General features: G+C 70.1%; 25 protein-coding genes. 18 read left to right on the forward strand and 7 right to left on the reverse strand.

Annotated features, from left to right (window positions below; all coding sequences use genetic code 11):
- Window positions 1-78: 78 nt before the first annotated feature.
- Window positions 79-2,193 (forward strand): transglycosylase domain-containing protein, encoded by a 2,115-nt coding sequence (locus ABZ272_RS27695; protein ID WP_355052854.1) that lies wholly within the window; start codon window positions 79-81, stop codon window positions 2,191-2,193.
- A 274-nt stretch (window positions 2,194-2,467) separates the two neighbouring features.
- Here the strand turns inward: ABZ272_RS27695 and ABZ272_RS27700 are convergent, their stop codons facing one another.
- Window positions 2,468-3,931, reverse strand: coding sequence for an SDR family oxidoreductase (locus ABZ272_RS27700; protein ID WP_355052855.1), 1,464 nt, complete (start codon window positions 3,929-3,931; stop codon window positions 2,468-2,470).
- Window positions 3,932-3,966: 35 nt separating this feature from the next.
- Here ABZ272_RS27700 and glyA point away from each other — a divergent pair, with 35 nt between their 5' ends.
- The 13 genes from glyA to ABZ272_RS27765 all read left to right on the forward strand — a co-directional run bounded on the left by glyA (window position 3,967) and on the right by ABZ272_RS27765 (window position 14,960).
- Window positions 3,967-5,256, forward strand: coding sequence for a serine hydroxymethyltransferase (gene glyA / locus ABZ272_RS27705; protein WP_355052856.1), 1,290 nt, complete (start codon window positions 3,967-3,969; stop codon window positions 5,254-5,256).
- Window positions 5,249-5,671 carry a hypothetical protein gene (locus ABZ272_RS27710; RefSeq protein ID WP_355052857.1) on the forward strand — a complete coding sequence of 141 codons (423 nt, stop codon included), beginning with the start codon at window positions 5,249-5,251 and terminating at the stop codon, window positions 5,669-5,671. The genes glyA and ABZ272_RS27710 overlap by 8 nt, the downstream gene beginning before the upstream one ends.
- A 190-nt stretch (window positions 5,672-5,861) precedes the next feature.
- Window positions 5,862-6,098 (forward strand): hypothetical protein, encoded by a 237-nt coding sequence (locus ABZ272_RS27715; protein WP_355052858.1) that lies wholly within the window; start codon window positions 5,862-5,864, stop codon window positions 6,096-6,098.
- A gap of 11 nt (window positions 6,099-6,109) precedes the next feature.
- A complete protein-coding gene (gene atpB, locus ABZ272_RS27720) occupies window positions 6,110-6,907 on the forward strand; it encodes a F0F1 ATP synthase subunit A (protein ID WP_355052859.1) in 798 nt (265 codons plus the stop codon).
- 63 nt (window positions 6,908-6,970) lie between these two features.
- Window positions 6,971-7,198 (forward strand): ATP synthase F0 subunit C, encoded by a 228-nt coding sequence (locus tag ABZ272_RS27725; RefSeq protein ID WP_074314047.1) that lies wholly within the window; start codon window positions 6,971-6,973, stop codon window positions 7,196-7,198.
- 32 nt (window positions 7,199-7,230) lie between these two features.
- Window positions 7,231-7,770: a F0F1 ATP synthase subunit B gene (locus ABZ272_RS27730; RefSeq protein WP_112584053.1), complete on the forward strand. Its 540-nt coding sequence runs from the start codon at window positions 7,231-7,233 to the stop codon at window positions 7,768-7,770.
- Window positions 7,770-8,591 (forward strand): F0F1 ATP synthase subunit delta, encoded by an 822-nt coding sequence (locus tag ABZ272_RS27735; protein WP_355052860.1) that lies wholly within the window; start codon window positions 7,770-7,772, stop codon window positions 8,589-8,591. The genes ABZ272_RS27730 and ABZ272_RS27735 overlap by 1 nt, the downstream gene beginning before the upstream one ends.
- A 142-nt stretch (window positions 8,592-8,733) precedes the next feature.
- Window positions 8,734-10,386, forward strand: coding sequence for a F0F1 ATP synthase subunit alpha (gene atpA / locus ABZ272_RS27740; protein ID WP_355052861.1), 1,653 nt, complete (start codon window positions 8,734-8,736; stop codon window positions 10,384-10,386).
- A 4-nt stretch (window positions 10,387-10,390) separates the two neighbouring features.
- Window positions 10,391-11,320, forward strand: coding sequence for a F0F1 ATP synthase subunit gamma (locus tag ABZ272_RS27745; protein WP_355052862.1), 930 nt, complete (start codon window positions 10,391-10,393; stop codon window positions 11,318-11,320).
- A complete protein-coding gene (gene atpD / locus ABZ272_RS27750; protein ID WP_355052863.1) occupies window positions 11,320-12,756 on the forward strand; it encodes a F0F1 ATP synthase subunit beta in 1,437 nt (478 codons plus the stop codon). The genes ABZ272_RS27745 and atpD overlap by 1 nt, the downstream gene beginning before the upstream one ends.
- A gap of 264 nt (window positions 12,757-13,020) precedes the next feature.
- Window positions 13,021-14,121, forward strand: coding sequence for an LCP family protein (locus tag ABZ272_RS27755; RefSeq protein WP_355052884.1), 1,101 nt, complete (start codon window positions 13,021-13,023; stop codon window positions 14,119-14,121).
- 89 nt (window positions 14,122-14,210) lie between these two features.
- Window positions 14,211-14,492: a F0F1 ATP synthase subunit epsilon gene (locus ABZ272_RS27760; RefSeq protein ID WP_355052864.1), complete on the forward strand. Its 282-nt coding sequence runs from the start codon at window positions 14,211-14,213 to the stop codon at window positions 14,490-14,492.
- A gap of 12 nt (window positions 14,493-14,504) precedes the next feature.
- A complete protein-coding gene (locus tag ABZ272_RS27765; protein WP_355052865.1) occupies window positions 14,505-14,960 on the forward strand; it encodes a DUF2550 domain-containing protein in 456 nt (151 codons plus the stop codon).
- A gap of 370 nt (window positions 14,961-15,330) precedes the next feature.
- Here the strand turns inward: ABZ272_RS27765 and ABZ272_RS27770 are convergent, their stop codons facing one another.
- The gene (locus ABZ272_RS27770; RefSeq protein WP_355052866.1) at window positions 15,331-15,903 is read right to left on the reverse strand and encodes a cob(I)yrinic acid a,c-diamide adenosyltransferase; all 573 of its coding nucleotides are present in this window, start codon (window positions 15,901-15,903) and stop codon (window positions 15,331-15,333) included.
- Here ABZ272_RS27770 and murA point away from each other — a divergent pair.
- Complete coding sequence (murA, locus tag ABZ272_RS27775) at window positions 15,902-17,344, forward strand: UDP-N-acetylglucosamine 1-carboxyvinyltransferase (RefSeq protein ID WP_355052867.1); 1,443 nt, start codon at window positions 15,902-15,904, stop codon at window positions 17,342-17,344. The two genes, ABZ272_RS27770 and murA, sit on opposite strands and share 2 nt — an antisense overlap.
- Window positions 17,345-17,368: 24 nt before the next feature.
- Here the strand turns inward: murA and ABZ272_RS27780 are convergent, their stop codons facing one another.
- Complete coding sequence (locus tag ABZ272_RS27780; RefSeq protein WP_355052868.1) at window positions 17,369-17,917, reverse strand: RNA polymerase sigma factor; 549 nt, start codon at window positions 17,915-17,917, stop codon at window positions 17,369-17,371.
- 44 nt (window positions 17,918-17,961) lie between these two features.
- Between ABZ272_RS27780 and ABZ272_RS27785 the strand changes: the two genes are divergently transcribed.
- On the forward strand, window positions 17,962-19,407 hold the full coding sequence (locus ABZ272_RS27785; protein WP_355052869.1) for a serine/threonine-protein kinase: 1,446 nt from the start codon (window positions 17,962-17,964) through the stop codon (window positions 19,405-19,407).
- On the opposite strand, the gene ABZ272_RS27790 is transcribed toward ABZ272_RS27785, so the two are convergent.
- Window positions 19,398-20,024, reverse strand: a complete 627-nt coding sequence (locus ABZ272_RS27790; protein ID WP_355052870.1) for a hypothetical protein — start codon at window positions 20,022-20,024, stop codon at window positions 19,398-19,400. The two genes, ABZ272_RS27785 and ABZ272_RS27790, sit on opposite strands and share 10 nt — an antisense overlap.
- Before the next feature lie 167 nt (window positions 20,025-20,191).
- On the opposite strand from ABZ272_RS27790, the gene ABZ272_RS27795 reads away from it, so the two are divergent.
- Window positions 20,192-21,040 (forward strand): 3-hydroxyacyl-CoA dehydrogenase family protein, encoded by an 849-nt coding sequence (locus ABZ272_RS27795; protein WP_355052871.1) that lies wholly within the window; start codon window positions 20,192-20,194, stop codon window positions 21,038-21,040.
- Window positions 21,041-21,084: 44 nt separating this feature from the next.
- Here ABZ272_RS27795 and ABZ272_RS27800 read toward each other — a convergent pair whose 3' ends face one another.
- Window positions 21,085-21,930 carry an ABC transporter permease gene (locus ABZ272_RS27800; RefSeq protein WP_355052872.1) on the reverse strand — a complete coding sequence of 282 codons (846 nt, stop codon included), beginning with the start codon at window positions 21,928-21,930 and terminating at the stop codon, window positions 21,085-21,087.
- Window positions 21,927-22,778: an ABC transporter ATP-binding protein gene (locus tag ABZ272_RS27805; protein WP_355052873.1), complete on the reverse strand. Its 852-nt coding sequence runs from the start codon at window positions 22,776-22,778 to the stop codon at window positions 21,927-21,929. Before ABZ272_RS27805 ends, ABZ272_RS27800 begins: the two co-directional genes overlap by 4 nt.
- Before the next feature lie 151 nt (window positions 22,779-22,929).
- Between ABZ272_RS27805 and ABZ272_RS27810 the strand changes: the two genes are divergently transcribed.
- Window positions 22,930-24,930: a protein meaA gene (locus ABZ272_RS27810; RefSeq protein ID WP_355052874.1), complete on the forward strand. Its 2,001-nt coding sequence runs from the start codon at window positions 22,930-22,932 to the stop codon at window positions 24,928-24,930.
- An 18-nt stretch (window positions 24,931-24,948) separates the two neighbouring features.
- Here the strand turns inward: ABZ272_RS27810 and ABZ272_RS27815 are convergent, their stop codons facing one another.
- Window positions 24,949-25,245, reverse strand: coding sequence for a DUF1540 domain-containing protein (locus ABZ272_RS27815; protein ID WP_355052875.1), 297 nt, complete (start codon window positions 25,243-25,245; stop codon window positions 24,949-24,951).
- Window positions 25,246-26,068: the final 823 nt, after the last annotated feature.

Consider the following 26,068-nt stretch of genomic DNA (forward strand, 5'->3'; position numbering starts at 1 on the left):
GGAAAAGCAGGGGCGAAAGGGGTGTTCAGGGTCATTCTGAACGGGTCCTAGTGTGACCGGCTCCTGCGGGGAGAGCTGATGATCCGGGCCCGACTCGACAAACTGCTGACCGTGGTGATCGCCGGCGTGCTGGCCGGACTGGTGCTGGCCGGGGCCGCCCTGCCCGCCGCCCTGGTCTTCGGGATCGGCTTCAGCGCCCTCAGCACGCCGTACTCGGAGCTGCCCAACACGCTCCGCACGCCGCCCACCGCGCAGCGCTCCAACCTCTACGCCAACGACGGCACCACCCTGATCACCTCCTTCTACCAGGAGGACCGGGTGGACGTTCCGCTGCACGAGGTCGCCCCGGTGATGCGCCAGGCCATCGTGGCCGCCGAGGACGTCCGGTTCTACCAGCACAGCGGGGTGGACCTGCGCGGTGTGGTGCGCGCCTTCACGGTGAACAAGCGCGACGGCAAGACCCGGCAGGGCGCCTCCACCCTGACCATGCAGTACGTCCGCAACGTGCTCGGCAGCGACCCCCGGCTCACCGAGCGGCAGCGCCAGGCGGCCACCGAGATCACCACCGCCCGCAAGCTCCAGGAGATGCGGTACGCGCTGGCGCTGGAGCGGGAGCTCAGCAAGGAGGACATCCTCACCCGCTACCTCAACATCGCCTACTTCGGCGCCGGGGCGTACGGGATCGGGGCGGCCAGCAAACGCTACTTCTCGGTCTCGCCGGCTGAGTTGACCCTGCCCCAGGCCGCGCTGTTGGCCGGTCTGGTCCGGTCGCCGGACAGTGACGACCCGATCAACGGGGACGCCGACAGCGCCCTGCACCGGCGGACGTACGTGTTGGAACGCCTGGTCGAGACGGATCAGGTTCCCGCCGACGCGGCGGCGGCGGCACAGGCCGAGCCGTTGCAGTTGCGGCCCAGCGAGACGCCGAACGACTGCACGGGGGTGCCCGACGGGCACTCGGACTGGGGTTTCTTCTGCGACTGGTTCACCCGCTGGTGGAGCAGCCAGTCGGCGTTCGGTTCGAGCGCCGACGAGCGACAGCGCACGCTGCGCCGGGGCGGGTTCTCCATCGTCTCGTCGCTGGATCCGGCCGTGCAGCAGGCCACCACCGAGCAGGTCCTGCGCATCTACCGACCCACCGAGGCGCGGGCCGTACCCACCGCCGTGGTGCAGCCCGGCACCGGCCGGGTGCTGGCGATGTCGGTGAACCGTAACTACAGCGTCGAGGACAACCCGGTCGGGCAAAAGAACCACCCGAACACGGTCAACCAGCTCGTGGCCGGTGGTGGGGCCATCGACGGGTATCAGGCCGGTTCGACGTTCAAGCTCTTCACCATGCTGGCCGCGCTGGAATCCGGCATGCCGCTGTCGACCGAGTTCACGGCGCCGACGCAATTGCTCACCCGCTTCCCGGCGACCGGTGCGGGTAGCTGTGACGGCCGCTGGTGCCCGGCGAACGCCAGTCCGTCGGCGATGGACGGCCCCCGCACGATGTGGACCGGGTTCGGCCGGTCGGTGAACACCTACTTCGCCTGGCTCACCGAACGGGTCGGCGCCGACCGGGTGGTCGAGATGGCCGAGCGGCTGGGCATCGTGCTGCGGGCCGACTCCGACGAGCGGCTGGCGCGCTACGGCGCGAAGGACTGGGGCCCGTTCACGCTTGGCGTTGCCGCGACGACCCCGCTGGACCTGGCGACGGCGTACGCCACGGTGGCCGCGGAGGGGACGTGGTGCGCACCGCTGCCGGTGGTCTCGATCAACGACTCGGCCGGCCGGCCGGTGGATGCCGCGAAGCCGGACTGTCGGCAGGTACTCGACACCGACGTGGCCCGGGCGGCGGCGGACGCGGCCCGCTGCCCGGTGGGCGACCAGTCGATGTACGGGCGGTGCGACGGCGCCACGGCTCCCGATCTGCGATCCCGGCTGGGCCGCCCGGTGGCCGGCAAGACCGGCAGTTCCGAGCGGTACGAGACGGAGACGGTGGTGGCCTTCACCCCGCAGTTGGTGGTCGCCTCGATGGCGGCCAACCCCGACGACCCACGCGACGCGGTCGGTCAGGCCGTGCAGGCCCGGATGGTGACCGGGGTGGGCGAGATCCTCTCCCGTGCCCTGCACGACCAGCCGGTACGCGACTTCGTCCCGCCAAGCGAACGCGCCGCCTTCCAGGTAACCGGCGCCCGCACCACAAACTAACCCCCGCGGCCCCCCGCCCGGCCCTGACCGCGCCGATCACGGAGTTGTGGTGGACGTTAGAGCCGCCAGTGCCCCTTTTGTGGGCCACCACAACTCCATGATCGACGTGGTCAGGTGGGTGGGCGCGTGAGGGCTCGGCGATCTTGCATTTTCGGTGGCGACTTAAGGTGCCAAGACGGCAAAACGGCAGCAGGAAGTGCAAGATCGGCGGGGCGGGGCGGGGCGGGGCGGGGCGGGGCGGGGCGGGGCGGGGCCGGTGGGGGGTGGGGGTGGGTTAGGGGGTTTGTTCGGCGTTGCGGGCTATGTTGCGGGCCATTCCGCCGAAGATCACGGCGTGGAACGGGGTCACGGAGCCCCAGTAGGCGTGCCCGGCGAGGCCGCGGGGGAGGAAGACGGCACGTTGCTGGTAACGGCTGTGGCCGTTCTCGGCCGGCAGCGCCCGCATCTCCAGCCAGGCGCGGCCGGGCAGCCGCATCTCCGCGCGCAGCCGCAACAGCTCGCCCGGAACGATCTCCTCGACCCGCCAGAAATCCAGCGCCTCGCCGACCTGGAGGCGGTGCGGGTCGCGCCGGCCCCGGCGCAGCCCCACGCCGCCGACCAGCCGGTCCAGCCAGCCGCGTACCGACCAGGCGAGGGGGAACGAGTACCAGCCGTGCTCGCCGCCCACGCCCTCGATGACCCGCCAGAGCGCGGCCGGCGACGCGTCCACCGCCCGTTCCCGTACGTCCGTGTACACCGTTCCACCGGACCAGTCCGGGTCGCTGGGCAGCGGCTCGGCGGGCGCGTCGGTGCCGCTCGCGGTGGACCAGCGCGTCTCCACCTGGGCGTCGCGCACCTTGGCCAGCGCCAACCGCACGGCCTCGTCGAAGCCGGTGAGGCCGCCGGGCGGATCGGGCACGTACCGGGCGATGTCGTGTTCGTGGGCCACGGCCTCGTGGATCAGGCTCTCCACCAGCGGCCGGGCGATCTTGTTCGGTACCGGGGTGATGAGGCCGACCCAGTGCGACGAGAGCGACGGGGTGAGGGGCCGGACCGGCACGATGATCCGTCGTCGTAACCCGGCCACCCGGGCGTAGCGGTTCATCATGTCGCGGAAGGTCAGCACGTCCGGTCCGCCGATGTCGAAGCCGCGGTTGACGTCGGGCGGCAGGGTGGCGCAGCCGGCCAGGTAGCGCAGCACGTCGCGGACCGCGATCGGCTGGATCCGGTTGCGGACCCACCGTGGCGTGACCATGGCCGGCAGCCGCTCGGTCAGGTAGCGCAGCATCTCGAACGACGCCGAGCCGGAGCCGATGATCACCGCAGCGCGGAGCACCGCCGTGGGCACGCCGCTGGCGAGCAGGATCCGGCCCACTTCGGCCCGGGACCGCAGGTGCGGCGACGGGACCTCCGCGTCGGCCGCCGGCTCCGGACCACCGAGGTAGACGATCCGGCGTACGCCGGCCGCGCGGGCCGCCGCCGCGAAGTTCGTCGCCGCCGTCCGGTCGGCCGCCTCGAAGTCCGCCCGGCCCAGCGAGTGCACCAGGAAGTACGCGACGTCCACGTCGGCGAAGGCGGCGGGCAGTGTCTCCGGCCGGCTCAGGTCACCCTCGACGATCTCGGCCGCCGCCGCCCACGGCACATCGCGCAGGCGTCCTGCCTTGCGGGCGAGGCAGCGCACGGTGTGCCCGTCGGCGAGCAGCAGCGGCGTCAGTCGCCCGCCGATGTATCCGGTGGCTCCGGTGACGAGGCATCTCACGAGTCCCAGTGTGCGGCCCCCTAGACTCGTTCGCTGTGGAGACCGAGACGAGCACCTTCTGGGGGCCGGATTTCGCCCAGCTCAGGGCCACCGATCCGGAGATCGCCGGGGTGGTCCTCGGCGAGCTGGACCGGCTGCGGGGTGGCCTGCAACTGATCGCGAGCGAGAACCTGACCTCACCGGCGGTGCTGGCCGCGCTCGGCTCGACGTTGACCAACAAGTACGCCGAGGGGTACCCGGGCCGGCGTTACTACGGCGGCTGCGCCGAGGTGGACCGGGCCGAGGAGATCGGCATCGCCCGGGCCAAGGAGCTGTTCGGGGCCGAGCACGCCAACCTCCAGCCGCACTCCGGGGCGAGCGCCAACCTGGCCGCGTACGCCGCGCTGGTGCAGCCGGGGGACACGGTGCTGGCGATGGACCTGCCGCACGGCGGGCACCTCACCCACGGCAGCCGGGTGAACTTCTCCGGCAAGTGGTTCCACCCGGTGGGCTACCCGGTCCGGCCGGACACCGAGCTGATCGACTACGACGAGGTACGCGACCTGGCCCGCGCGCACCGGCCCAAGCTGATCATCTGTGGGGCCACCGCGTACCCCCGGCTGATCGACTTCGCGCGGTTCCGGGAGATCGCCGACGAGGTCGGGGCGTACCTGATGGTGGACGCCGCGCACTTCATCGGCCTGGTGGCCGGTCGGGCGATCCCGTCGCCGGTGCCGTACGCCGACGTCGTCTGCGCCACCACCCACAAGGTGCTGCGCGGTCCCCGAGGCGGCATGATCCTCTGCCGCGAGTCGCTGGCCCAGCGGATCGACAAGGCGGTCTTCCCGTTCACCCAGGGCGGCCCGCTGATGCACGCGGTCGCGGCCAAGGCGGTCGCGCTGCGCGAGGCGGCCCAGCCCGAGTTCCAGACGTACGCCGCCCAGGTGGTGCGCAACGCGCAGGCGCTCGCCGCCGGGCTGGCCGACGAGGGCATGCGCCCGGTGTCCGGTGGCACCGACACCCACCTCGCGCTCATCGACCTGCGTGAGCTGGGGGTGACCGGCACCGAGGCCGAGCGTCGCTGCGACGCCGCGTCGATCACGCTGAACAAGAACGCCATTCCGTACGACCCGCAGCCGCCGCTGGTGGCCTCGGGTATCCGGGTGGGCACGCCGAGCGTCACCACGCAGGGCATGCGCGAGGGTGAGCTGCGGCAGGTGGCCGCCCTGATCGCCCGCGCGGTACGCACGAACCCGGGTGAACCGGGTGGCGCCGACGCGCTGAGCACGATCGGCGCCGAGGTGGCCGACCTGGTCGCGGCCTTCCCGGCGTACCCCCGTGGCTGAGCCCGGGGTGGTCGAACCCGCGAGCGACGGACGGTGGCGGCTGCGGCACCTGCCGGTGCTGCTTGCCGCGTCGGCGGCGCTGGCCGTGGTCGCGGCCGTGGTGGGCGGGGTGACCGGTGGTGCGGCCGCCGCGCTCGGCGCGGCGGCCGGGGTGGGCGTGACGGTGCTCAGCTACACCCTTACGACGGTGGTGCTGGCGCGGGCCGATCAGGTCAACCCGCAGTTGCTGCTGCCGCTCGGTCTGGGGCTGTACGTGCTGAAGTTCACCCTTCTGGGTGTCGTCCTGGTGGCGGTGGCGTCGACCGGTTGGGCGGGGTTAATTCCGCTCTGCCTCGGCATCGTCGCCGGGGTGGCAGTGTGGACAGCGGCGCACCTCTGGTGGCTGACCACGGTGCACGCCCGCCGCTCCGGCTGACCTGGTCGTCGACACGGGTGTCCCACCTATCGGACGCGCGGCAATGTGTCGGCCTCCGGTCATTTTCCGACGGGCGGAAGGGGAGTAGCGTGCCCACAGACGACGGCGCCCACGAGAAGCCCACACAACGACGGTTGTGCGGGGGGTGAGGCACAGCCTCGTCTTCCCGGCTGATATCGTTCGCCCCGTCATGGCTGATGACCAAACCCCCCGTCCCGCCGGTCAACCGGACGACTATCCGTCCGGTGCCGGTCAGGGTTGGACCGCGCTCAGCTACCTCATCGGAGGCATGCTCGTGTGGGGTTTCATCGGCTGGCTGGTCGACCAGTGGCTCGACACCGGTGGCGTCGCCACCGGGATCGGCTTCGTGCTCGGCATGGCTGGGGGCGTCATCCTGGTCATCCGCCGACTCGGCACGCCTACTTAGGAAGGGACGCGGTGTTCGGACAGGCGAACGTCCTGGCAGCGGGCCAGGCGGCATTCCCACCCAGCGTGGACGACTTCTACCTGCCCGCGATCGTGCCCTGGGGCGCGGAGAACGCGCCGTGGTTCACCAAGTTCACCTTGATGATCTGGATCGCGGTCGGCGCCTTGATCATCTTCTTCCTGGCGACCTATCGGAACCCGCAGCTGGTGCCGACCAAGAAGCAGTGGTTCGCCGAGTCGATCTACGGCTTCGTGCGCAACAACATCTCGGTCGACATGATCGGGCACCAGGGCGTGCGGTTCGCCCCGTACTTCACGACGCTGTTCTGCTTCGTGCTGGTGACGAACGCCTTCGCGATCATCCCGTTCTTCCAGATCTCGCCGAACTCGCACATCGCCTTCCCGGCGATCCTCGCGGTGATCAGCTACGTGCTGTTCAACTACATCGGAATCCGGCACCACGGCTTCGGCAAGTACTTCAAGCACGCCCTGATCCCGCCGGCACCCTGGTACATCCTGCCGCTGCTGATCCCGATCGAGGCGTTCTCGACCTTCATCATCCGGCCGTTCTCACTGGCCGTTCGTCTCTTCGCGAACATGTTCGCCGGCCACATGCTCCTGCTGGTCTTCACGCTCGGCGGCTTCGCGATGCTCAACGCCAACGCCTGGTTGGCGCCGGTCTCGGTGGTCTCCTGGGTGATGACCGTGGCGCTGACCCTCCTCGAGGCGCTGGTCATCGTCCTGCAGGCCTACGTCTTCACGGTCCTGAGCGCCAGCTACATCCAGGGCGCGCTCGCCGAAGAGCACTGATCCACGCACCAACCGTTGTCGTCCCGCGTGAGAGTCACGCGTGATAACCAGGAGGAACCACTAATGGATTACGTCGCCGCGGTAGAGGGCAGCACCGCCGCCATCGGCTACGGCCTCGCGGCCATCGGCCCGGGCATCGGCGTTGGCCTGGTCTTCGCCGCCTACATCCAGTCGACCGCCCGGCAGCCCGAGTCGTCGCGCATGACCCTGCCGTACGTCTGGATCGGCTTCGCCGTCATCGAGGCGCTCGCGCTGTTCGGCATCGCCTTCGGCTTCATCTGGGCCGGCTGATTCCGCCCCTTCCGACCGGGAGGTCACCCATGTTGTTCCTCCTCGCCGCCGAGGGTGGTGAGTCAGACCACAACCCGATCATTCCGATCTGGCAGGAGATCGTGGTCGGCACGGTCGCCTTCGCCGTACTGTGCTTCGTTCTGATGAAGTTCGTCTTCCCGCGGATGGAGCAGACGTTCCAGGCCCGGGTCGACGCGATCGAGGGCGGCATCAAGCGCGCCGAGGCCGCCCAGGCCGAGGCGAACCAGCTGCTCGAGCAGTACCGCGCCCAGCTCGCCGAGGCGCGGACCGACGCCGCCAAGATCCGTGACGACGCGCGGGCCGACGCCGAGGGGATCCGCCAGGACATCCTCGCCAAGGCGCGCGAGGAGTCCGACCGGGTCATCCAGGCCGGCAAGGACGCACTCGCCGCCGAGCGGGCCACCATCGTGCGCGAGCTGCGCGCGGAGGTCGGCACCATCGCGGTGGACCTGGCCAGCAAGATCGTCGGCGAGTCGCTGGCCGACGAGGCGCGGCGCAAGGGCACCGTCGACCGGTTCCTGAGCGGTCTCGAGAGCACGGGGGCCCGCTGATGCAGGCCGCCAGCCGGGAGTCGTACAAGGTCGCGGCCGAAGGCCTCGACGCGTACGTCCGCGGCGCGGAGCCGTCGGCGGTGGCCGCCACCGCCGACGCCATCCTCTCCGTGGCGACCCTGCTGCGGCGTGAGCCGCGGCTGCGTCGGGCGCTCTCCGACCCGGCTCGTCCCGGCGCGGACCGCGGCGCGCTGCTCGGTGACATGCTGGGTGGGCGGATCGGCGCGGACGCGCTCGACCTGCTCGTCACGCTGGTCTCGGGCCGCTGGTCGGCACCGTCGGAGTTGCTCGACGGCACCGAGCGCCTCGGCGTGGAGGCGCTGCTGGCCAGCGCCGACTCCGCCGGTGAGCTGGGCGAGGTGGAGGACGAGCTGTTCCGCTTCGGTCAGGTCGTGTCCGGTCAGTCGGCGCTGAGCAACGCTCTCGCCGACCCGGTCGCCCCGGTCGAGCAGCGGGCCACCCTGGCTCGCGAGCTGCTCGCCGGCAAGGCCCGGCCGGTCACCGTCAGCCTCGTCGAGGCCGCGCTCGCTGGGTTCGGCGGGCGTTCCTTCACCGGAGCGCTCACCCGGCTGGTCGAGCTGGCCGCCGACCGGCGGGACCGGCAGGTGGCGTACGTGACCGTCGCGGCCCCGTTGAGTGACGAGGACGAGCGTCGACTGGGTGCGAGCCTCGCCGCGATATACGGTCGGGAGGTGTCCGTCAAGCAGACGGTCGACCCCGCCGTTCTCGGTGGCGTGAGCGTCCGGGTCGGTTCAGACCTGTACGACGGCACGATCCTGCGCCGCCTCAACGAGACCCGCAACGCGCTCGCGAAGCGCTGAACGGCTTCGCCGCCAGCAATGCGGTGGTTCCGCCGCCTCACCGTTGGGGCGGCTCCGCCGCCGCAGCGCCCGGATTGACAGACGCCATTCGGACCGGTTGGTACTAGGTATCCCGGGCCCCTGAATTTTAAGGAAGCAGAGGATGGCCGAGCTGACCATCTCGACGGAGGAGATCCGCGGCGCTCTGGAGCGCTACGTCTCCTCCTACTCGTCCGACGTCTCCCGCGAGGAGGTCGGCACCGTCGCCGACACCGGCGACGGCATCGCCCACGTCGAGGGCCTGCCCTCGACCAAGACCAACGAGCTCCTGGAGTTCGAGGACGGCACGCTCGGCGTGGCATTGAACCTCGACGTCCGGGAGATCGGCGTCGTCGTGCTGGGTGACTCCGCCAAGCTGGAGGAGGGGCAGCGCGTCAAGCGCACCGACCGGGTGCTCTCGGTTCCGGTCGGCGACGCGTTCCTCGGCCGCGTGGTCAACGCGCTCGCCCAGCCGATCGACGGCCTCGGCGACATCGCCGAGGAGGGTTACCGCGAGCTGGAGCTGCAGGCTCCGAACGTGATGGCCCGGCAGTCGGTGTTCGAGCCGCTGCAGACCGGCATCAAGGCCATCGACGCGATGACCCCGATCGGCCGTGGCCAGCGCCAGCTGATCATCGGCGACCGCAAGACGGGCAAGACCACCGTCGCCCTGGACGCCATCCTCAACCAGCGGGACAACTGGCGCACCGGCGACCCGAAGAAGCAGGTCCGCTGCATCTACGTCGCCATCGGCCAGAAGGCCTCCACCATCGCCTCGATCAAGGGGCAGCTGGAGGAGGCGGGCGCGATGGAGTACACCACCATCGTCGCCTCGCCGGCGTCCGACCCGGCCGGCTTCAAGTACCTGGCCCCGTACACCGGCTCGTCCATCGGGCAGCACTGGATGTACGGCGGCAAGCACGTCCTGATCGTCTTCGACGACCTGAGCAAGCAGGCCGAGGCGTACCGGGCCGTGTCGCTGCTGCTGCGTCGCCCGCCGGGCCGTGAGGCGTACCCGGGTGACGTCTTCTACCTGCACTCCCGCCTGCTGGAGCGCTGCGCGAAGCTCTCCGACGAGCTGGGTGGCGGTTCGATGACCGGTCTGCCGATCATCGAGACGAAGGCGAACGACATCTCGGCCTTCATCCCGACGAACGTCATCTCGATCACCGACGGCCAGATCTTCCTGGAGACCGACCTGTTCAACCAGGGCGTTCGTCCGGCGATCAACGTCGGCACCTCGGTCTCCCGGGTCGGCGGCGCCGCCCAGGTGAAGCCGATGAAGAAGGTCTCTGGTTCGCTGCGGCTCAACCTGGCCCAGTACCGCGAGCTGGAGGCGTTCGCCGCCTTCGCCTCCGACCTGGACCGGGCCTCGCAGAACCAGCTCAACCGTGGCGTCCGGCTGGTCGAGCTGCTCAAGCAGGCCAACTACTCGCCGTTCCCGGTGCAGGAGGAGGTCGTCTCGGTCTGGGCCGGCACCGAGGGCAAGCTGGACGACGTCCCGGTGGGCGACATCCGGCGCTTCGAGGCGGAGTTCCTCCAGTACCTGCGGCACAAGCACGAGGGTGTGCTGGCCGGCATCGCCGACAACCAGTGGAACGACGACATCACCGGCTCGCTCGACTCGGCGATCGCCGAGTTCAAGCAGGTCTTCCTCAACAAGGACGACGAGCGCACCGTCAACGACGCGCCCGCCGCTCCGCTCGAGGGCGACGAGAACCGCGAGACGGTGACCCGCTTCCGCGACAGCGCGACCGACCGCCCGGCCGAGAGCTGATCCCATGGCGGCCCAGGTTCGCGTTCTTCGTCAACGAATCCGCTCGGCGAAGTCGATGAAGAAGATCACCAAGGCGATGGAGCTCGTGGCGACGAGCCGGATCGCCAAGGCCCAGGCCCGGGTGCAGGCGTCCCTGCCGTACGCCCAGGCCATCACCGGTGTGCTCACGGCGCTGGCGTCCAACGCGCGGATCGACCACCCGCTGCTCACCCCGCGCGAGCGGGTGCGGCGGGCCGGCGTCCTGTTGGTCACCAGCGACCGCGGCCTGGCCGGCGGCTACAGCTCCAACGCGATCAGGATGGCCGAGTCGCTCATCGCGCGGCTCAGGGCGGACGGCAAGGAGCCGGTGCTCTACGTCATCGGGCGTAAGGGCGTCGGGTTCTACCGGTTCCGTGACCGGCCGATCGAGGCGAACTGGACCGGGTTCAGCGAGCAGCCGTCGTTCGAGGACGCCCGCACCGTCGGCGAGACGCTGATCAAGGCGTTCACCGCCGGTGCGGACGACGTCGACGGTAACGCTGGCGCGGACGGGGTACTCGGCGTCGACGAGTTGCACATCGTCTACACCGAGTTCCACTCGCTGATGACGCAGAACCCGGTCACCAAGGTCATCGGTCCGATGCAGGTGGAGGACCGGCCGCGCTCCGAGGGGCTGCTGCCGGCGTACGAGTTCGAGCCGGAGGCGGAGGCGCTGCTCGACGCGCTCCTGCCGAGGTACATCAACACGCGGATCTACGCGGCGTTGCTCGAGTCGGCGGCGAGTGAGTCGGCGGCACGGCGGCGGGCGATGAAGAGCGCCACCGACAACGCCGAAGAGATGATCGAGAAGTACACGCGTGAGATGAACTCGGCCCGTCAGGCCGGGATCACCCAGGAGATCAGCGAGATCGTCGGCGGCGCCAACGCGCTGGCCGCGTCGGGAAGTGAAGTGTGATGACTGCACCAGTAGAGACCAAGACGGCCACGGGTCGCGTGGTCCGGGTCATCGGCCCGGTCGTCGACGCCGAGTTCCCGCGCGACGGCATGCCGGCCCTGTTCAACGCCCTGAACGTCAACGTGAGCCTGTCCGGCGGTGAGAAGACGCTGACCCTGGAGGTCGCCCAGCACCTGGGTGACAACCTGGTCCGTGCGATCTCGATGCAGCCGACGGACGGTCTGGTTCGCGGCGCCGAGGTTCGTGACTCCGGTAAGCCGATCACCGTTCCGGTGGGCGACGCGGTCAAGGGCCACGTGTTCAACGCGATCGGCGAGGTGCTCAACCTCAAGGAGGGCGAGACCCTCACCCCGGACGACCACTGGGGTATCCACCGCAAGGCTCCGGCCTTCGCGGACCTGGAGCCGAAGACCGAGATGCTGGAGACCGGCATCAAGGTCATCGACCTGCTCGCCCCGTACGTCAAGGGCGGCAAGATCGGTCTGTTCGGCGGCGCGGGCGTGGGCAAGACGGTGCTCATCCAGGAGATGATCACCCGGGTCGCCCGTAACTTCGGTGGTACCTCGGTCTTCGCCGGCGTGGGTGAGCGCACCCGTGAGGGCAACGACCTGATCGCCGAGATGACCGAGTCCGGCGTCATCGACAAGACCGCGCTGGTCTACGGCCAGATGGACGAGCCGCCGGGCACGCGTCTGCGGGTGGCGCTCTCCGCGCTGACCATGGCGGAGTACTTCCGCGACGTGAAGAAGCAGGAGGTGCTGCTCTTCATCGACAACATCTTCCGCTTCACCCAGGCCGGGTCCGAGGTCTCCACCCTGCTCGGCCGGATGCCGAGCGCGGTGGGTTACCAGCCGACCCTGGCCGACGAGATGGGCGAGCTCCAGGAGCGGATCACCTCCGTCCGGGGCCAGGCCATCACCTCGATGCAGGCGATCTACGTGCCGGCGGACGACTACACCGACCCCGCCCCGGCCACCACGTTCGCCCACCTCGACGCGACCACCAACCTGGAGCGGTCGATCTCCGACAAGGGCATCTACCCGGCCGTGGACCCGCTGGCGTCCTCGTCCCGGATCCTCGCCCCGGAGTTCGTCGGCCAGGAGCACTTCCAGGTCGCCACCGAGGTGAAGCGGATCCTGCAGCGCTACAAGGACCTGCAGGACATCATCGCCATCCTCGGTATCGAGGAGCTCTCCGAGGAAGACAAGATCACCGTGGCCCGGGCCCGGCGGATCGAGCGCTTCCTCTCGCAGAACACCTACGCGGCAGAGCAGTTCACCGGCGTGCCGGGCTCGACGGTCCCGATCAAGGAGACCATCGAGGCGTTCCGCAAGATCAGCGAGGGTGAGTACGATCACTTCCCCGAGCAGGCGTTCTTCATGTGCGGCGGACTCGAGGACCTGGAAGCCAAGGCTGAGGAGCTGATGAAGGCCTGACAGCCTTTGTCGTACCCGTACCGCAAAAGACTGCCCCGGCAATGTCGGGGCAGTCTTTTGTTCATCTTCACGTCTTACCATCGTCGCGGTCCGTTACTCGTGGTCGTCACTCACGTGGCAGCCGAGATACGGTCGGTCCGCGCGTTCACCTTCACGAGCGCGGACGAGTGCAACCTTTCGACGACGTGAGCCCGTCTCCTCTGCGTGGGCGTAGCGAACGGAGATGACGTGGGTAAGGCCGGCAAGAAGGGCCGCAAGTCGTCCATGTGGCGGGGCGTGCCGCGCTGGGCCAAGGTGTGCACCGTGTTCGGCCTGGTGCTGACCATGCTCAGCGGCGGGGTGCTGGTCGGCACCGAGGTGCTGATGGCCCGCTACGAGGGCGCCGTCGGCAAGGCCGACCTCTTCGGTGACCAGGCGGCGGGCGCCAAGGAGAAGAAGAGCGACATCAAGGGCCCGCTCAACCTCCTGCTGGTGGGCATCGACCCGCGCACGCCGACGGCGGCGCCGCTGGCCGACTCGATCATGGTGCTGCACGTGCCCGCCTCGATGGACCGGGCCTACCTGTTCTCGGTGCCGCGGGACCTCTACGTGCAGATCCCGGCCTTCAAGAAGGCCAACTTCTCCGGCGAGAAGACCAAGATCAACGCTGCGATGTCGTTCGGTAGTCAGGTGCCCGGCAAGAATCCCGACGCGGCGCGGGGGTTCGAGTTGCTGGCCACCACCGTGCAGAACGTGACAGGCATCAAGCGGTTCGACGGCGGAGCGATCATCAACTTCACCGGCTTCCAGAAGATCGTCGACGCGATGGGCGGCGTCGACATGTACGTCGAGCGGGAGGTGCGGTCCGAGCACAAGCAGCCGGACGGCACCCCGCGGCCGGGCAAGACCTACGGAGAGGGTTACGTCGGGCCGCAGGCGGTCTACACGAAGGGCACCCACCACCTCAAGGGGTGGCAGGCGCTGGACTACGTCCGGCAGCGGTACCCGAAGAACGGCGTCCCCGACTCGGACTATGGCCGGCAGCGCCACCAGCAGCAGTTCGTCAAGGCGATGGTCGGTCAGGCGTTCAGCGCCGACGTGGTGGCCAACCCGATCAAGCTGGACAAGGTGCTGCGCGCCGCCGGCCAGTCGCTGATCTTCAACGGCCGCGGCAACAGCGTTGTCGACTTCGGGCTCGCCCTGAAGAACATCCGCCCGAACACCATCCAGATGATCAAGCTCCCCGGTGGCGGGGTCTACGAGGGTAAGAAATACCTGGGTGAGCAGTTCCAGGCAGGCGTCCCGGACTTCTTCACCGCCCTGCAGAATGAACAACTGGACCCGTTCCTTCTCGAGCACCCGGAATTCCAGAACAAGACCAAGTAGCCGTGGCGCAGCTCTCGCCACCCGCGTTGGGGGCGGCGCGGCGGCACGACTAGACTTTCGGCAATCCGCCGCCGCAGCAAGGAGACAGCGTGGCAAAGCAGCTTCACGTCGAGCTCGTCGCCGTCGAGGAGAAGGTCTGGTCCGGTGAGGCCGAGATGGTCGTCGCCCGGACCACCGAGGGCGAGCTCGGTGTCCTGCCGGGTCACGCGCCGCTGCTCGGCCAGCTCGCCGAGCCCGGCCAGGTCCGCATCAAGCTGGCCGGCGGCGAGCAGGTCTCGTACGAGGTGGCCGGCGGTTTCCTCTCGGTGAGCGCCGAGGGCGTCACCGTGCTGGCCGAGAGCGCGACCCCGGTTTCCGCGCAGAGCCGCTGAGTCACACCGGGGATGGAGATCGTCGAAGGGATCGGGATCGGCGTCGCCGTCATCCTCGTCGCACTTCTCGTACTCTTCGTCCGGCGGGCTCTCGTGACCCGCAGCGGTGGCATCATCCGGCTCAGCGTCCGGGTCACCACCGTGCTCGACGGGCGTGGCTGGTCACCCGGCTTCGGCCGGTTCGCCGCTGACGAGCTGCGCTGGTATCGAATGTTCAGCTTCGCGATCCGCCCCAAGCGGGTTCTCTCCCGCAAGGATCTCGCGGTCGAGCGCCGGCGGTTGCCCGAAGGGCAGGAACGGCTCTCCATGCCGGCCGACTGGGTGATCCTCCGCTGTACGAGTCACCACGCACCGGTGGAGATCGCCATGGCGCGATCGACCGTTACCGGTTTCCTCTCCTGGCTCGAGGCCGCCCCTCCGGGGGCGGTCTCGCCGCGTCTGGCCTCCCAGGACTGGCCGGCCGCCTGAGGGCTGCTCCTGGTGCCTTCGGGGTTTCCCTGTCGGCCGTCGGTGGTTGCTCTTCGGGGTTTCCGGGGCAGCCCGCCCGGCTCCGGGCGGTCAGGCTTGATCCCTGCGCCGGGCGGGCTGCCCCGGAAACCCGTCCGCGGCTCGGTGCGTCGGTCCGGTCCGGTTCTTTGACCACCTGCCGTTACCGGGTTCGCTGGGTCTCGCCTTCATGCGTCGCCCGGGGGGTGATCGACTCGGCTTCCTTGAACTCCGGGTGTTCGGGCGACGCTAATGACCCGACTTCATGGAACTCGAGTCGATCGAGGCTGACTGGGCGAGGTGCCGGCCGCCGGGACGCGTGAGGGCGGCTAGAGCGGGAACTCGCCCATCGTCAGCGCTTGCCGCCGGGGACCCATAGCACATCGCCTGCCGGATTTGCCGTTCTTGACAGGATAAAGAGCAGATCGGAGAGCCGGTTGAGATACTTTGCCGGGAGCGAGCTGGTCCGGTCCGGATCGTGGCTGACCAGCGCCCACGCCGCCCGCTCGGCTCGCCGGGCGATGGTCCGCGCCACGTGCAGCAGCGCCGCGCCCGCGGTGCCGCCCGGGAGGATGAAGGAGTCGAGCTTGCTCAGGCGCGCGTTGTACTCGTCGCACCAGCCCTCCAGGCGCTCGACGTACTCCTCGGTCACCCGCAGCGGCGGGTACTTCGGCTCCGGCTCGACGGGCGTGGACAGGTCGGCGCCGACATCGAACAGGTCGTTCTGCACCGACGCCAGGACGACTCGCAGCTCCTCGTCGAGCTGGCCCAGGGCGAGTGCGACACCGATCGCCGCGTTGCACTCGTCGACGTCCGCGTACGCGGCGATCCTTGGATCGGTCTTCGGGACCTGCTCGTTGTTGCTCAGCCTGGTCATGCCGGCGTCGCCGGCCTTGGTGTAGATGCGCGTGAGGTGGACGGCCATGACGCACAGCCTACGGATACCGGAACTGACGATCCCCGCTCGGCCGGACACGACTGCCGGCTGGCCTGCGGTGGTGGGTCCGGGGGACGCCGGTGACACGGCGGTCAACGACGTCGACGTCATCCGGGTCTGCGGTGCGGCCCGACTGGCGGGCACCGTGCACGTCGTCGGCGCCAAGAACTCGGCGCTGAAGTTGATGGCCGCCGCGCTTCTCGCTCCCGGACGCAGCGTGATCACCAACGTTCCGCGGATCACCGATATCGCGATCATGGGGGAGGTGCTGCGGCGGCTGGGCTGTGACGTCCGGTTCGACGCGGACGACCCCGTCGATCCGATGGTGGCGCGGGGCGGCGTCGCCCGGTCCCGCTCGGTCACCATCGACGTACCCGAGCAGCCGGGCGCGGAGGCCGACTATGACCTGGTCCGGCGGCTGCGCGCGTCGATCTGCGTGCTCGGCCCCCTGCTGGCCCGTCGGGGCTACGTGCGGGTGGCCCACCCGGGCGGTGACGCGATCGGCTCACGTGGCCTGGACATGCACATCTCCGGGCTGACCCGGATGGGTGCGGAGATCTCCGGTGAGCACGGGTTCGTCATCGCCGAGGCCCCGCACGGGCTGCGCGGCGCCGACATCGTGCTGGACTTCCCCAGCGTGGGCGCGACCGAGAACCTGGTCATGGCAGCGGTGCTGGCCCAGGGCGCCACGACGATCGACAACGCGGCCCGGGAGCCGGAGATCGTCGACATCTGCACGATGCTCAACCAGATGGGCGCGCGGATCTCCGGCGCGGGCACGTCCACCCTGCGGATCACCGGCGTGCCTGGTCTGCGGCCGGTGCGGCACGCCACCGTGGGGGACCGGATCGTCGCCGGCACCTGGGCGTTCGGCGCCGCGATGACGCGCGGCGACGTGACGGTCACCGGCCTCGACCCGGCCTACCTGGAGGTCGCGCTGGACAAGGTCGTCGCGGCCGGCGGCCTGGTCGAGACGCGGGGCGACGGCTTCCGGGTACGCATGGACGACCGGCCCCGCGCGGTGGACGTGGTGACCCTGCCGTACCCCGGCTTCGCCACCGATCTGCTGCCGATGGCGATCGGGCTGGCCTCGGTCAGCGACGGAGCATCCCTGATCACGGAGAACATCTTCGACGGCCGGTTCATGTTCGCGAACGAGATGATGCGGCTCGGCGCGGACATCAAGACCGACGGGCACCACGCCGTGGTCCGGGGCCGGGAGCGGCTGTCCGGGGCGCCGGTACGCGCCACCGACATCCGCGCCGGCGCCGGACTGATCATCGCCGCGCTCTGTGCGGACGGACCCACTGAGGTCTCGCACGTCCACCACGTCGACCGGGGGTACCCGGACTTCGTGGCCGACCTGCGTGCGCTCGGCGTGGCGGTGGAGCGGGGGACCGCGCCCGAGGAGCCGTCGCTGGAGATCTGAGGCGCCGCTGCGCCTCTCCCGGTCTCAGGTGGCTTGCAGGGAGGCGCGCACGTGCCGTCGTGCGTCGTGGATGCGTGACTTCAGGGTGCCGACCGGGATGGAGAGGTGGTCGGCGATCTGGTCGTAGGTCAACTGGCACAGGTCACGCAGTACGAGCGGGGCGACCAGTTCGGGTCGGTGCGCCTCCAGCCGTTCCAGCGCGTCGAGCAGGTCGAGCCGGGAACCGGCGATCACGCTCGTGGTGCGGGGGTCAGCGGTGTCGAGCGGGAGCACGGGCATGGACTGCTCCTCGGCCCGGCGCTTGAGGCTCCGATACGTCTGTCGGGCGCAGTTGGCGGTGACGATGTGCAGCCAGGTGGAGAACTTCGACCGGCCGGCGAAGCTGTCAATCTTGCGGGCGACCTGCAGAAGGGCGTCCTGGCACGCCTCCTCGGCGTCCTGCCGGCAGGGCAGGAGGCGTAGGCACTGCCGCATGACCTGCGGGCCGATCCTGATCAGCAACGCGTCGAGTGCGGCGGCGTCCCCCTTGGCGGCACGATCCGCCAGCTCCTCGATATCAAGATCGTCTGGCATGCTCAGGCCCCGTTCCTCAGCGTTTAGTCGGCCATAATACGGGCGTGTCAGTACCCGGCAAGATCGGCCGATACCGCGTTGTAGGGCGTATCGGATCCGGAGCGTTCGCCACCGTGTGGCTCGGCGCCGACGATGCTCTGGACGCCTCAGTCGCGATCAAGGTGCTGGCCGACAACTGGTCGTACCACTCCGATCTGCGGGAGCGGTTCGAGCAGGAGGCGCGGATCATGCGGCGGACGGATTCGAGCCTGCTCGTGCGGGTGCTCGACGTCGGTGAGCTGCCGGACGGACGCCCGTACCTGGTGATGCCGTACGCGGCCGGTGGCACTCTCGCGGATCGACTCGCCTCGGGACCGATGCCGGTCCGGGAGGCGCTGCTCGTCGCGGCCGACATCACCCGCGCCGTCATGGTGCTGCACGAGGCCGGCGTGCTGCACCGGGATCTCAAGCCGTCCAATGTGTTGTTTCAGCCGGCCGCGGGCCGGGATCGGGTGCTCGTCGCCGACCTCGGCCTGGCCAAGGCGCTCGCCAACGCGTCCGGTTTCACGATCGCGGCCGGCACGCCCGGCTACATGCCGCCCGAGCAGGCCACCGCCGGTGGCGGTCTGGACATCCGCGCGGACGTGTACGCGATCGGCGCGACGACCTACCACATGTTGACCGGCCGGCCGCCCGACCCGGCACGGTCCGGCGGCAGCCGATCGGGCCGGGCCGGGCGCGCTCTCCCCCGTCCGTCCCAGCTTCGGCCCGGAGTCCCCTCCGAAGTGGACGAGCTGGTGCGGCGTGCGCTGCATCCCGACCCGCGGCAACGCTGGGCGTCCGCCGCGGTGATGCTCGAGGAACTCCAGCGGGTCATCGCGTCGACGGAGCGGGAGGCCGGCCGTGGTCGGTTCGTGCGGCAGTTGGGGAGGGTCGTCGGCGTCGGGGTCGCCCTGGGCGCCCTGCTGGCGACGACCGGTTCCAGCTCCACCTTGTCGGAACGGTCCGGGTGGGTTCGCGTACACGATGTCTCCGGCGCCCTCTCGGTCGCGGTGCCGGCGAACTGGGCCGGCCAGGTGAAGGACGCCGGCTGGGACCCTTCGGTGCTGCGCCTCGCGGCCGGCCAGGCGCCGGGCCTCGTGGTCGCCCCGGATCTCGCCGTCTGGCCGGATCCGGCGAGTGGGATGCCCGGTGTGTTCGTCGGGGTGAGCAGGGCCCTGCTCGGCGGCGACCCGGCGCCGGCGTTACCCAGCCACGCCTCCTGCGTCCAGCAGCCCGACCGGACCGTGGACGTGGGCGGCGACCGGGCGTTGGTACGGCGGTGGACCTCGTGTGCCGCCTCCGTCTCGTTCAGCGAGGTCGTGATCGCCGTGCCGCAGCGTCGCTACGGCGTCTACCTGCAGATCAAGCAGGTCGGCGACGCGGACCTGACCGACGAGATCCTGGCCGGCCTGCGGTTGTCCAGCGCGCTGGCGCCGCAGGCCGGCCGTTTCGGGTCCGTCTACTCGTAGCAGTCCTGGTTCGCGTACTGGAGGGTCAGCTGCCTGACCTTGCCCTTGTTCATCTCGATGCGGTAGACGGCCTTGCTGTTGCCGGGGGTCTTCGCGAAACCGCGGCCGTTCGTCGCGTCTCCGTCGGCCCTCGTCCAGTCCGGGTAGATCCGCAGCATCTCGGCGCTCGACATGCCGATGCGCACACCCTCGGGCGTCTTGATCCCCTCGTACGCGTCGATGGTGGCGATACCCAGCGTCGGCGAGAGGAGGACGACAGCATCATCGCTCGGAGCGGCGCGCAGCTGCGCCGGCGCGCAGCCGCCCCCGTTGTTTCCGAACGCCCGTAGCAGTCCCGTCCCGGTGGCCTGCTGACGGGTCATGCCGAGCTTGAGTGAACCGATGCCGTTCGGACCCAGGACGAGCGACGTGGGGCGGGTCGCGTCGCTGGACGGCCGGGCGGACGGCGTCGACGAGGCGGAAGGGGTCGGAAAAGTGGGGCTGCCGGTGGCGGCCGCGCTGGTGGTCGGGTCGGGCGAGCCGGCCGGCGCGGCGTTGCCGTCCTGGTGCGCGGGCGACGAGCACGCCGCTACGAGCAGGAGGCAGGTGAGGGTTCCGACCATGGACGTTGCGCGCATCATGAGCTCCTGGCTGTTGCCACTTGTTGGTTGTCGTAGGGTTCGATGCACCCACTCGGGAGTTTGTTCGCTCCGGCGAGTCGTGGATCCGTCACCTGCCCTTAGTCGTCGTTCAGCTCGCCGACTAGGGTGCAGGCAGGCACTCAATCGCAGCGAGGGAGAAGCAGATGGCGGGTCGACTCGCGGTCGTCGGGGCCGGGCTGATGGGCTCCGGCATCGCCCAGGTGGCGGCGCAGGAGGGCTGGCAGGTGACGCTGCGCGACCTGGACGACGCGGCCACCACCCGGGGGCTCGGCGGCATCCGGAAGTCGCTGGAGAAGTTCGCCGAGAAGGGCAAGATCGAGGCGTCCGACGTCGAGGCGACCCTCGCGCGGATCACGCCGACCACCGACCTGGAGGCCGCGGCGGACGCGGACATCGTGGTCGAGGCGGTCTTCGAACGGCTGGAGATCAAGCACGAGGTGTTCCGGGCGCTGGACAAGATCTGCCGGTCCGACGCGGTGCTCGCCACCAACACGTCGGCCATTCCGGTCACCCAGATCGCGGCGGTCACCGAGCGGCCGGAGGCCGTCGTCGGCACCCACTTCTTCTCCCCGGTGCCGATGATGCAGCTCTGTGAACTGGTACGCGGCTACAAGACCAGCGACGCCACGCTCGACACGGCGCGCGCCTTCGCCGAGGAGATCGGCAAGACCGTCGTCGTGGTCAACCGGGACATCGCCGGCTTCGTCACCACGCGGCTGATCTCCGCCCTGGTCATGGAGGCGGTCAAGCTGGTCGAGTCGGGCGTGGTGTCCGCCGAGGACCTGGACACCGCCTGCCGGCTCGGCTTCGGGCACGCCATGGGTCCGCTGGCCACCACCGACCTGACCGGCGTGGACGTGCTGCTGCACGCCTCGAAGAACATCTACACCGACACGGCCGACGAGAAGTTCTTCCCGCCGGAGCTGCTCCAGCGCATGGTCACCGCCGGTGACCTGGGCCGTAAGACCGGCAAGGGCTTCTACACGTACTGACTTGGTGGCGCGACCGGGGCGGGATGCCCGCCCCGGTCGTCCGGTCAGCCGTCGCGCTTGGTGGTCCAGCGGAAGGTGGTCAGGCAGAGCACGAGCCCGATCACGCACCACAGGGCCAGTACCAGCGCGACCCGCCCCAGCTCGAAGGAGCCGCCCGGTTCCTGCGCCCCGAAGCTCTCGGGCAGGAAGACCGCCCGCAGCCCCTGGCACATCCACTTGAGCGGGAAGAACGCCGCCACCTGCTGCATCCAGGTGGGCAGGTCGGTGAAGACGAAGAACACCCCGGAGATGAACTGGAGCACCAGCGCGACCGGGGTCACCACGGCCGAACCGCTGCGGGCGGTGCGGGCCAGCGACGAGATGGCGATGCCGCACAGGGTGCAGGCGGTCACCCCGAGCACGGACACCCAGCCGAAGGTGAACCACTTCGCGGCGGTGCCGGGCAGGTCGAGATCGAACAGCGCCACCGCGACGGCCAGCAGCAGCGCGGTCTCGGCGATCCCGATCGCCACCACCATGATCACCTTGCCGGCGAACCAGACCCACTTCGGCATCGGCGTGCCCCGGTAGCGCTTGAGCACCCCCCGGTCCCGCTCGATCGGGATCCAGATGCCGAGGTTCTGGAAGCTCACCGTCATCAGGCCGGTCGCGATCATGCCGGTGATGAAGTACTGGGTGAACTTGACGCCGCCGCCGATCGTCCCGTCGAAGATCGACGCGAAGATCAGGATCATGATGATGGGGAAGCCCATCGTGAACACCACGGACTCCCGGCTGCGCAGGAACTGGGTGATCTCCAGTCGGCCCTGTCGTAGGGCGAGCGTGCCGACGCCCGGCCGTCGGCCCGAGGTCGCGGCGACCGGCGTCGCCGGCTTCGTCGTGGTCGTCATCGCGCGTGTCCGATCATCGTGAGGTAGACGTCCTCCAGGGTCGGCCGGGTCACCGTGAGCCCGGGGACCTCGCCGCCGTAGCGCGCGGCCAGGTCGGCCACGAGGGCCGTCGGCGTCGCGCTCTGCGCCCTCTCCCACGTCCCTTCCGGGGTACGCCAGGAGACCGTCGCGAGCGCATCCTGGCGGTTGCCCAGCCGGTTGGGCGCGGCCACCTCGACCAGCCGGCCGCCGGCGATCACGCCGACCCGGTCGGCGAGCGCCTCCGCCTCGTCCAGGTAATGGGTGGTGAGCACGATCGTGGTGCCGGCCGCGGCGAGGTCGCGGATCAGCTCCCAGAACTCCCGGCGGGCCTCCGGGTCGAAGCCGGTGGTCGGCTCGTCGAGGAAGAGCAGCTCGGGGCGGCCGATGATGCCCAGCGCCACGTCGAGGCGGCGCTTCTGCCCGCCGGAGAGGGTGTGCGTACGAGCCTTCGCCTTCGCCGCCAGCCCGACCCGTTCGATCACCTTGGCGGGGTCGTCCGCGTCGGGATAGAACCCGGAGAAGTGCCGAACCACCTCGGCCACGGTCAGCTCGTCGAACTCGCCGGTGCCCTGGAGCACGATGCCGACCCGGGAGCGCCAGCCGGCGTCCGGTCGGGCCGGGTCCGCGCCGAGCACGGTCACCTCGCCGGCGTCCCGGTGCCGGTAGCCCTCCAGGATCTCCACGGTCGTGGTCTTGCCCGCGCCGTTCGGGCCGAGCAACGCGAAAACCTCGCCCCGGTGGACGTCGAGGTCCACGCCCGCCACCGCCACGTTGTCGCCGTACGCCTTGCGCAGCCCTCGGACGGAGATGGCCAGCTCGTCATCCATGCCGTCCAGTGTGCGTCCTGGCGGCGATCCGCGGGTGCCCGGGGTGTGGCGGTCCGCGACACAGCGGGCGCTTCGCACCCGGCCGTCCTCGACATGGACCTGTGTGGTTTTCCACAACCTCTTCTACTGAACGGTAACTTAGACTCCGGCCATGGATGAGACGCCGAGCCGGCTGCCCGAGCGGGACCGCCCGTGGGTCATGCGCACGTACGCCGGCCACTCGTCGGCCGCCGCGACCAACGCGCTCTTCCGCCGCAACCTCGCCAAGGGGCAGACCGGCCTGTCGGTCGCCTTCGACCTGCCCACCCAGACCGGCTACGACCCCGACCACGAGCTGGCCGCCGGTGAGGTGGGCCGGGTCGGCGTGCCGGTGGCCCACCTCGGCGACATGCGGGCTCTCTTCGACGGCATCCCGCTCGCCGGGATGAACACCTCGATGACCATCAACGCCCCGGCGATGTGGCTGCTCGCCCTCTACGCGGCCGTGGCCACCGAGCAGGGATCGAGCGCCGACCTGCTCTCCGGCACCACCCAGAACGACATCATCAAGGAGTACCTGTCCCGGGGGACCTACATCTTTCCGCCGGCGGCCTCGCTGCGGCTGACGGCGGACGTCATCGCGCACACCCTGACGACGATGCCGAGGTGGAACCCGGTCAACATCTGCTCGTACCACCTCCAGGAGGCTGGCGCGACGCCCGTGCAGGAGGTCGGCTTCGCGCTGGCCACCGCCGTCGCCGTCCTCGACGCGGTCCGCGACTCCGGTCAGGTGCCCGCCGAGCGGATGGGTGACGTGGTGCAGCGCGTCTCGTTCTTCGTCAACGCCGGGGTGCGTTTCGTCGAGGAGACCGCCAAGATGCGCGCGTTTGGCGTGCTGTGGGACGAGATCACCCGGGAGCGGTACGGCGTCACCGAGGCCCGGCAGCGGCGGTTCCGCTACGGCGTACAGGTCAACTCGCTCGGCCTCACCGAGGCGCAGCCGGAGAACAACATCCAGCGCATCGTGCTGGAGATGCTCGGCGTGACGATGTCCCGCGACGCGCGCGCCCGTGCCGTGCAACTGCCGGCCTGGAACGAGGCGCTCGGTCTTCCCCGGCCCTGGGACCAGCAGTGGTCGCTCCGGATGCAGCAGGTTCTGGCGTACGAGTCGGACCTGCTCGAATACCCCGACCTCTTCGCCGGTTCGCACGTGATGACCGCACTCGTCGAGGAGATCGGCGTCGGGGCGCGCGTCGAGCTGGACGCCGTGTTGGAGATGGGCGGTGTGGTGGCCGCCGTGGAGACGGGCTATCTCAAGAGCGCGCTGGTCGCCTCGCTGGCCGAGCGCCGCCGCCGGATGGAGTCCGGACTCGACGTGGTGGTCGGCGTCAACCGCTTCGCCGAGACCGAATCATCCCCGTTGACGGCGGCGGGCGCCGAGGCCGTCGAACAGGTCGATCCCCTGGTCGAGGCGGCAGCCGTGGCCTCCGTACGCGAGTGGCGTGCCGGGCGGGACGGCGCGGCGGTCGACGCGGCACTGGCCCGGCTCCGCGCGGACGCCGCGACCACCGCCAACCTGATGCCGGCGACCCTGGAGTGTGTGCGGGTCGGGGTGACCACCGGGGAGTGGGCCGGCGTGCTGCGCGGGGTCTTCGGTGAGTACCGGGCGCCGACCGGCCTGTCCGGCGCCACCGGCAGCGGCGGCGACGCGGGTCTCGCGGCGGTCCGCGAGCGGGTTGCCGCCACCGCCCGCGAGCTGGGCAGCGGACGGCTGCGGTTGCTCGTTGGCAAGCCCGGCCTGGACGGGCACTCGAACGGCGCGGAGCAGATCGCGGTACGCGCCCGCGACGCCGGCTTCGAGGTCGTCTACCAGGGCATCCGGCTGACCGCCGGCCAGATCATCGCCGCCGCCGTCGAGGAGGACGTCGACCTGGTCGGGCTGTCCGTGCTGTCCGGCTCACACCTGGCGGCCGTGCCCGCGGTGCTCGACGGGCTGCGTGCCGCCGGCCGGGCGGACCTGCCCGTGGTGGTGGGCGGCATCATCCCCGCCAATGACGCCGACACCCTGCTCGCCGCCGGGGTGGCCCGGGTCTTCACCCCGAAGGACTTCGCCCTCACCGGGATCGTCGACGACCTGGTGACGGTCATCCGGCAGGCCAACGACCTGCCATGACCGGTTCCGTCGGAGGGATCAGCGGCCGGCGTACGTCATGCAGTCGGCCAGGTCGTTGTCCGGCCCCACCTTGATCGACGAGGCGTGGCACTCCAGCTGCTCGTTGTGCCGGCAGTCGGAACGCTGGCAGGCGCCGACCTGCGCCGTGAGGCCGTCCACCCCGCCCCGGACGGGTGACTCGACGAAGGTGTGGCAGTGCGCGTGGTCCATGCTGCCGATGGTGATCGCGAAGGCGTGGCAGTCGCCGCCTTGGTTGTACGCGCATGCCGCGACGACACATTCCTGGACTCGGGGCATCTCCATTGCCGTGGTCATGCCAACCTCCTCTAGGCTCCTGCCCCGATATTAGGCATTTGCCAGCCTGCGCTGACCCGATACGCCCGTCTGGCCATCAGCCCTACCGGCCATGCCGGCGCGATCGACACGAGATCGCCGATACCGCGCCGTCAACCGACCCCGGACACCCCAACTTCGGCGATGTCGAGTCGGATCATCCCTCGGTTGCGCCCCCGTCGATCGCGCCGCCCGGTGGTATGTCCGGCTATGGGTGTCTTCACGAGGTGACCCGGTGCCCCGTGGGCGGGGAGTCGGTGGCGCGTCGGCGGTCGTGGCCCCCGGACGATCGCCAGAAGCTCAGGTCACCGCCCGCCGCCCGCCGCCCGTCGGGTCGGGCCCCATCACCTCGCGTCCTTTGCTCTGCTTCAACCCAGGAAACACCCGGTGTCCGATTATCGGACGGCAGGTGTTTCCTCGGTTGAAGCAGAGCAAAGGCGGGTCACCGCCCCCCGGCCCCCGGGAATGACCCCGCACCGCCGGTCGTTACACACGGTCCCGGCGCGACGAGCCCCGCTCACCGCGGATCGCCAGCCCCCGGGAATGACCCCGCACCGCCGGTCGTTACACACGGTCCCGGCGCGACGAGCCCCGCTCACCGCGGATCGTCAGCCCCCGGGAATGACCCCGCCCCCCGGGTCGTTACACAGGGACCGGCCGCCACGAGCAACCCGCCCGCAGGCGCCAAGCCCCCCGGGAATGGCCTCGAGCCCCGGGTCGTTACACACGGACCGGCCGCCACGAGCCCCCCGCTCGCAGGCCGCCCCCCAAAGACTTTGAGCGCCCGGACGAGGTGCTGACACCC

Origin of the sequence: Micromonospora sp. NPDC005979, assembly GCF_040614415.1 — a bacterium.
In the GTDB taxonomy this organism is placed as follows: Bacteria; Actinomycetota; Actinomycetes; order Mycobacteriales; family Micromonosporaceae; genus Micromonospora.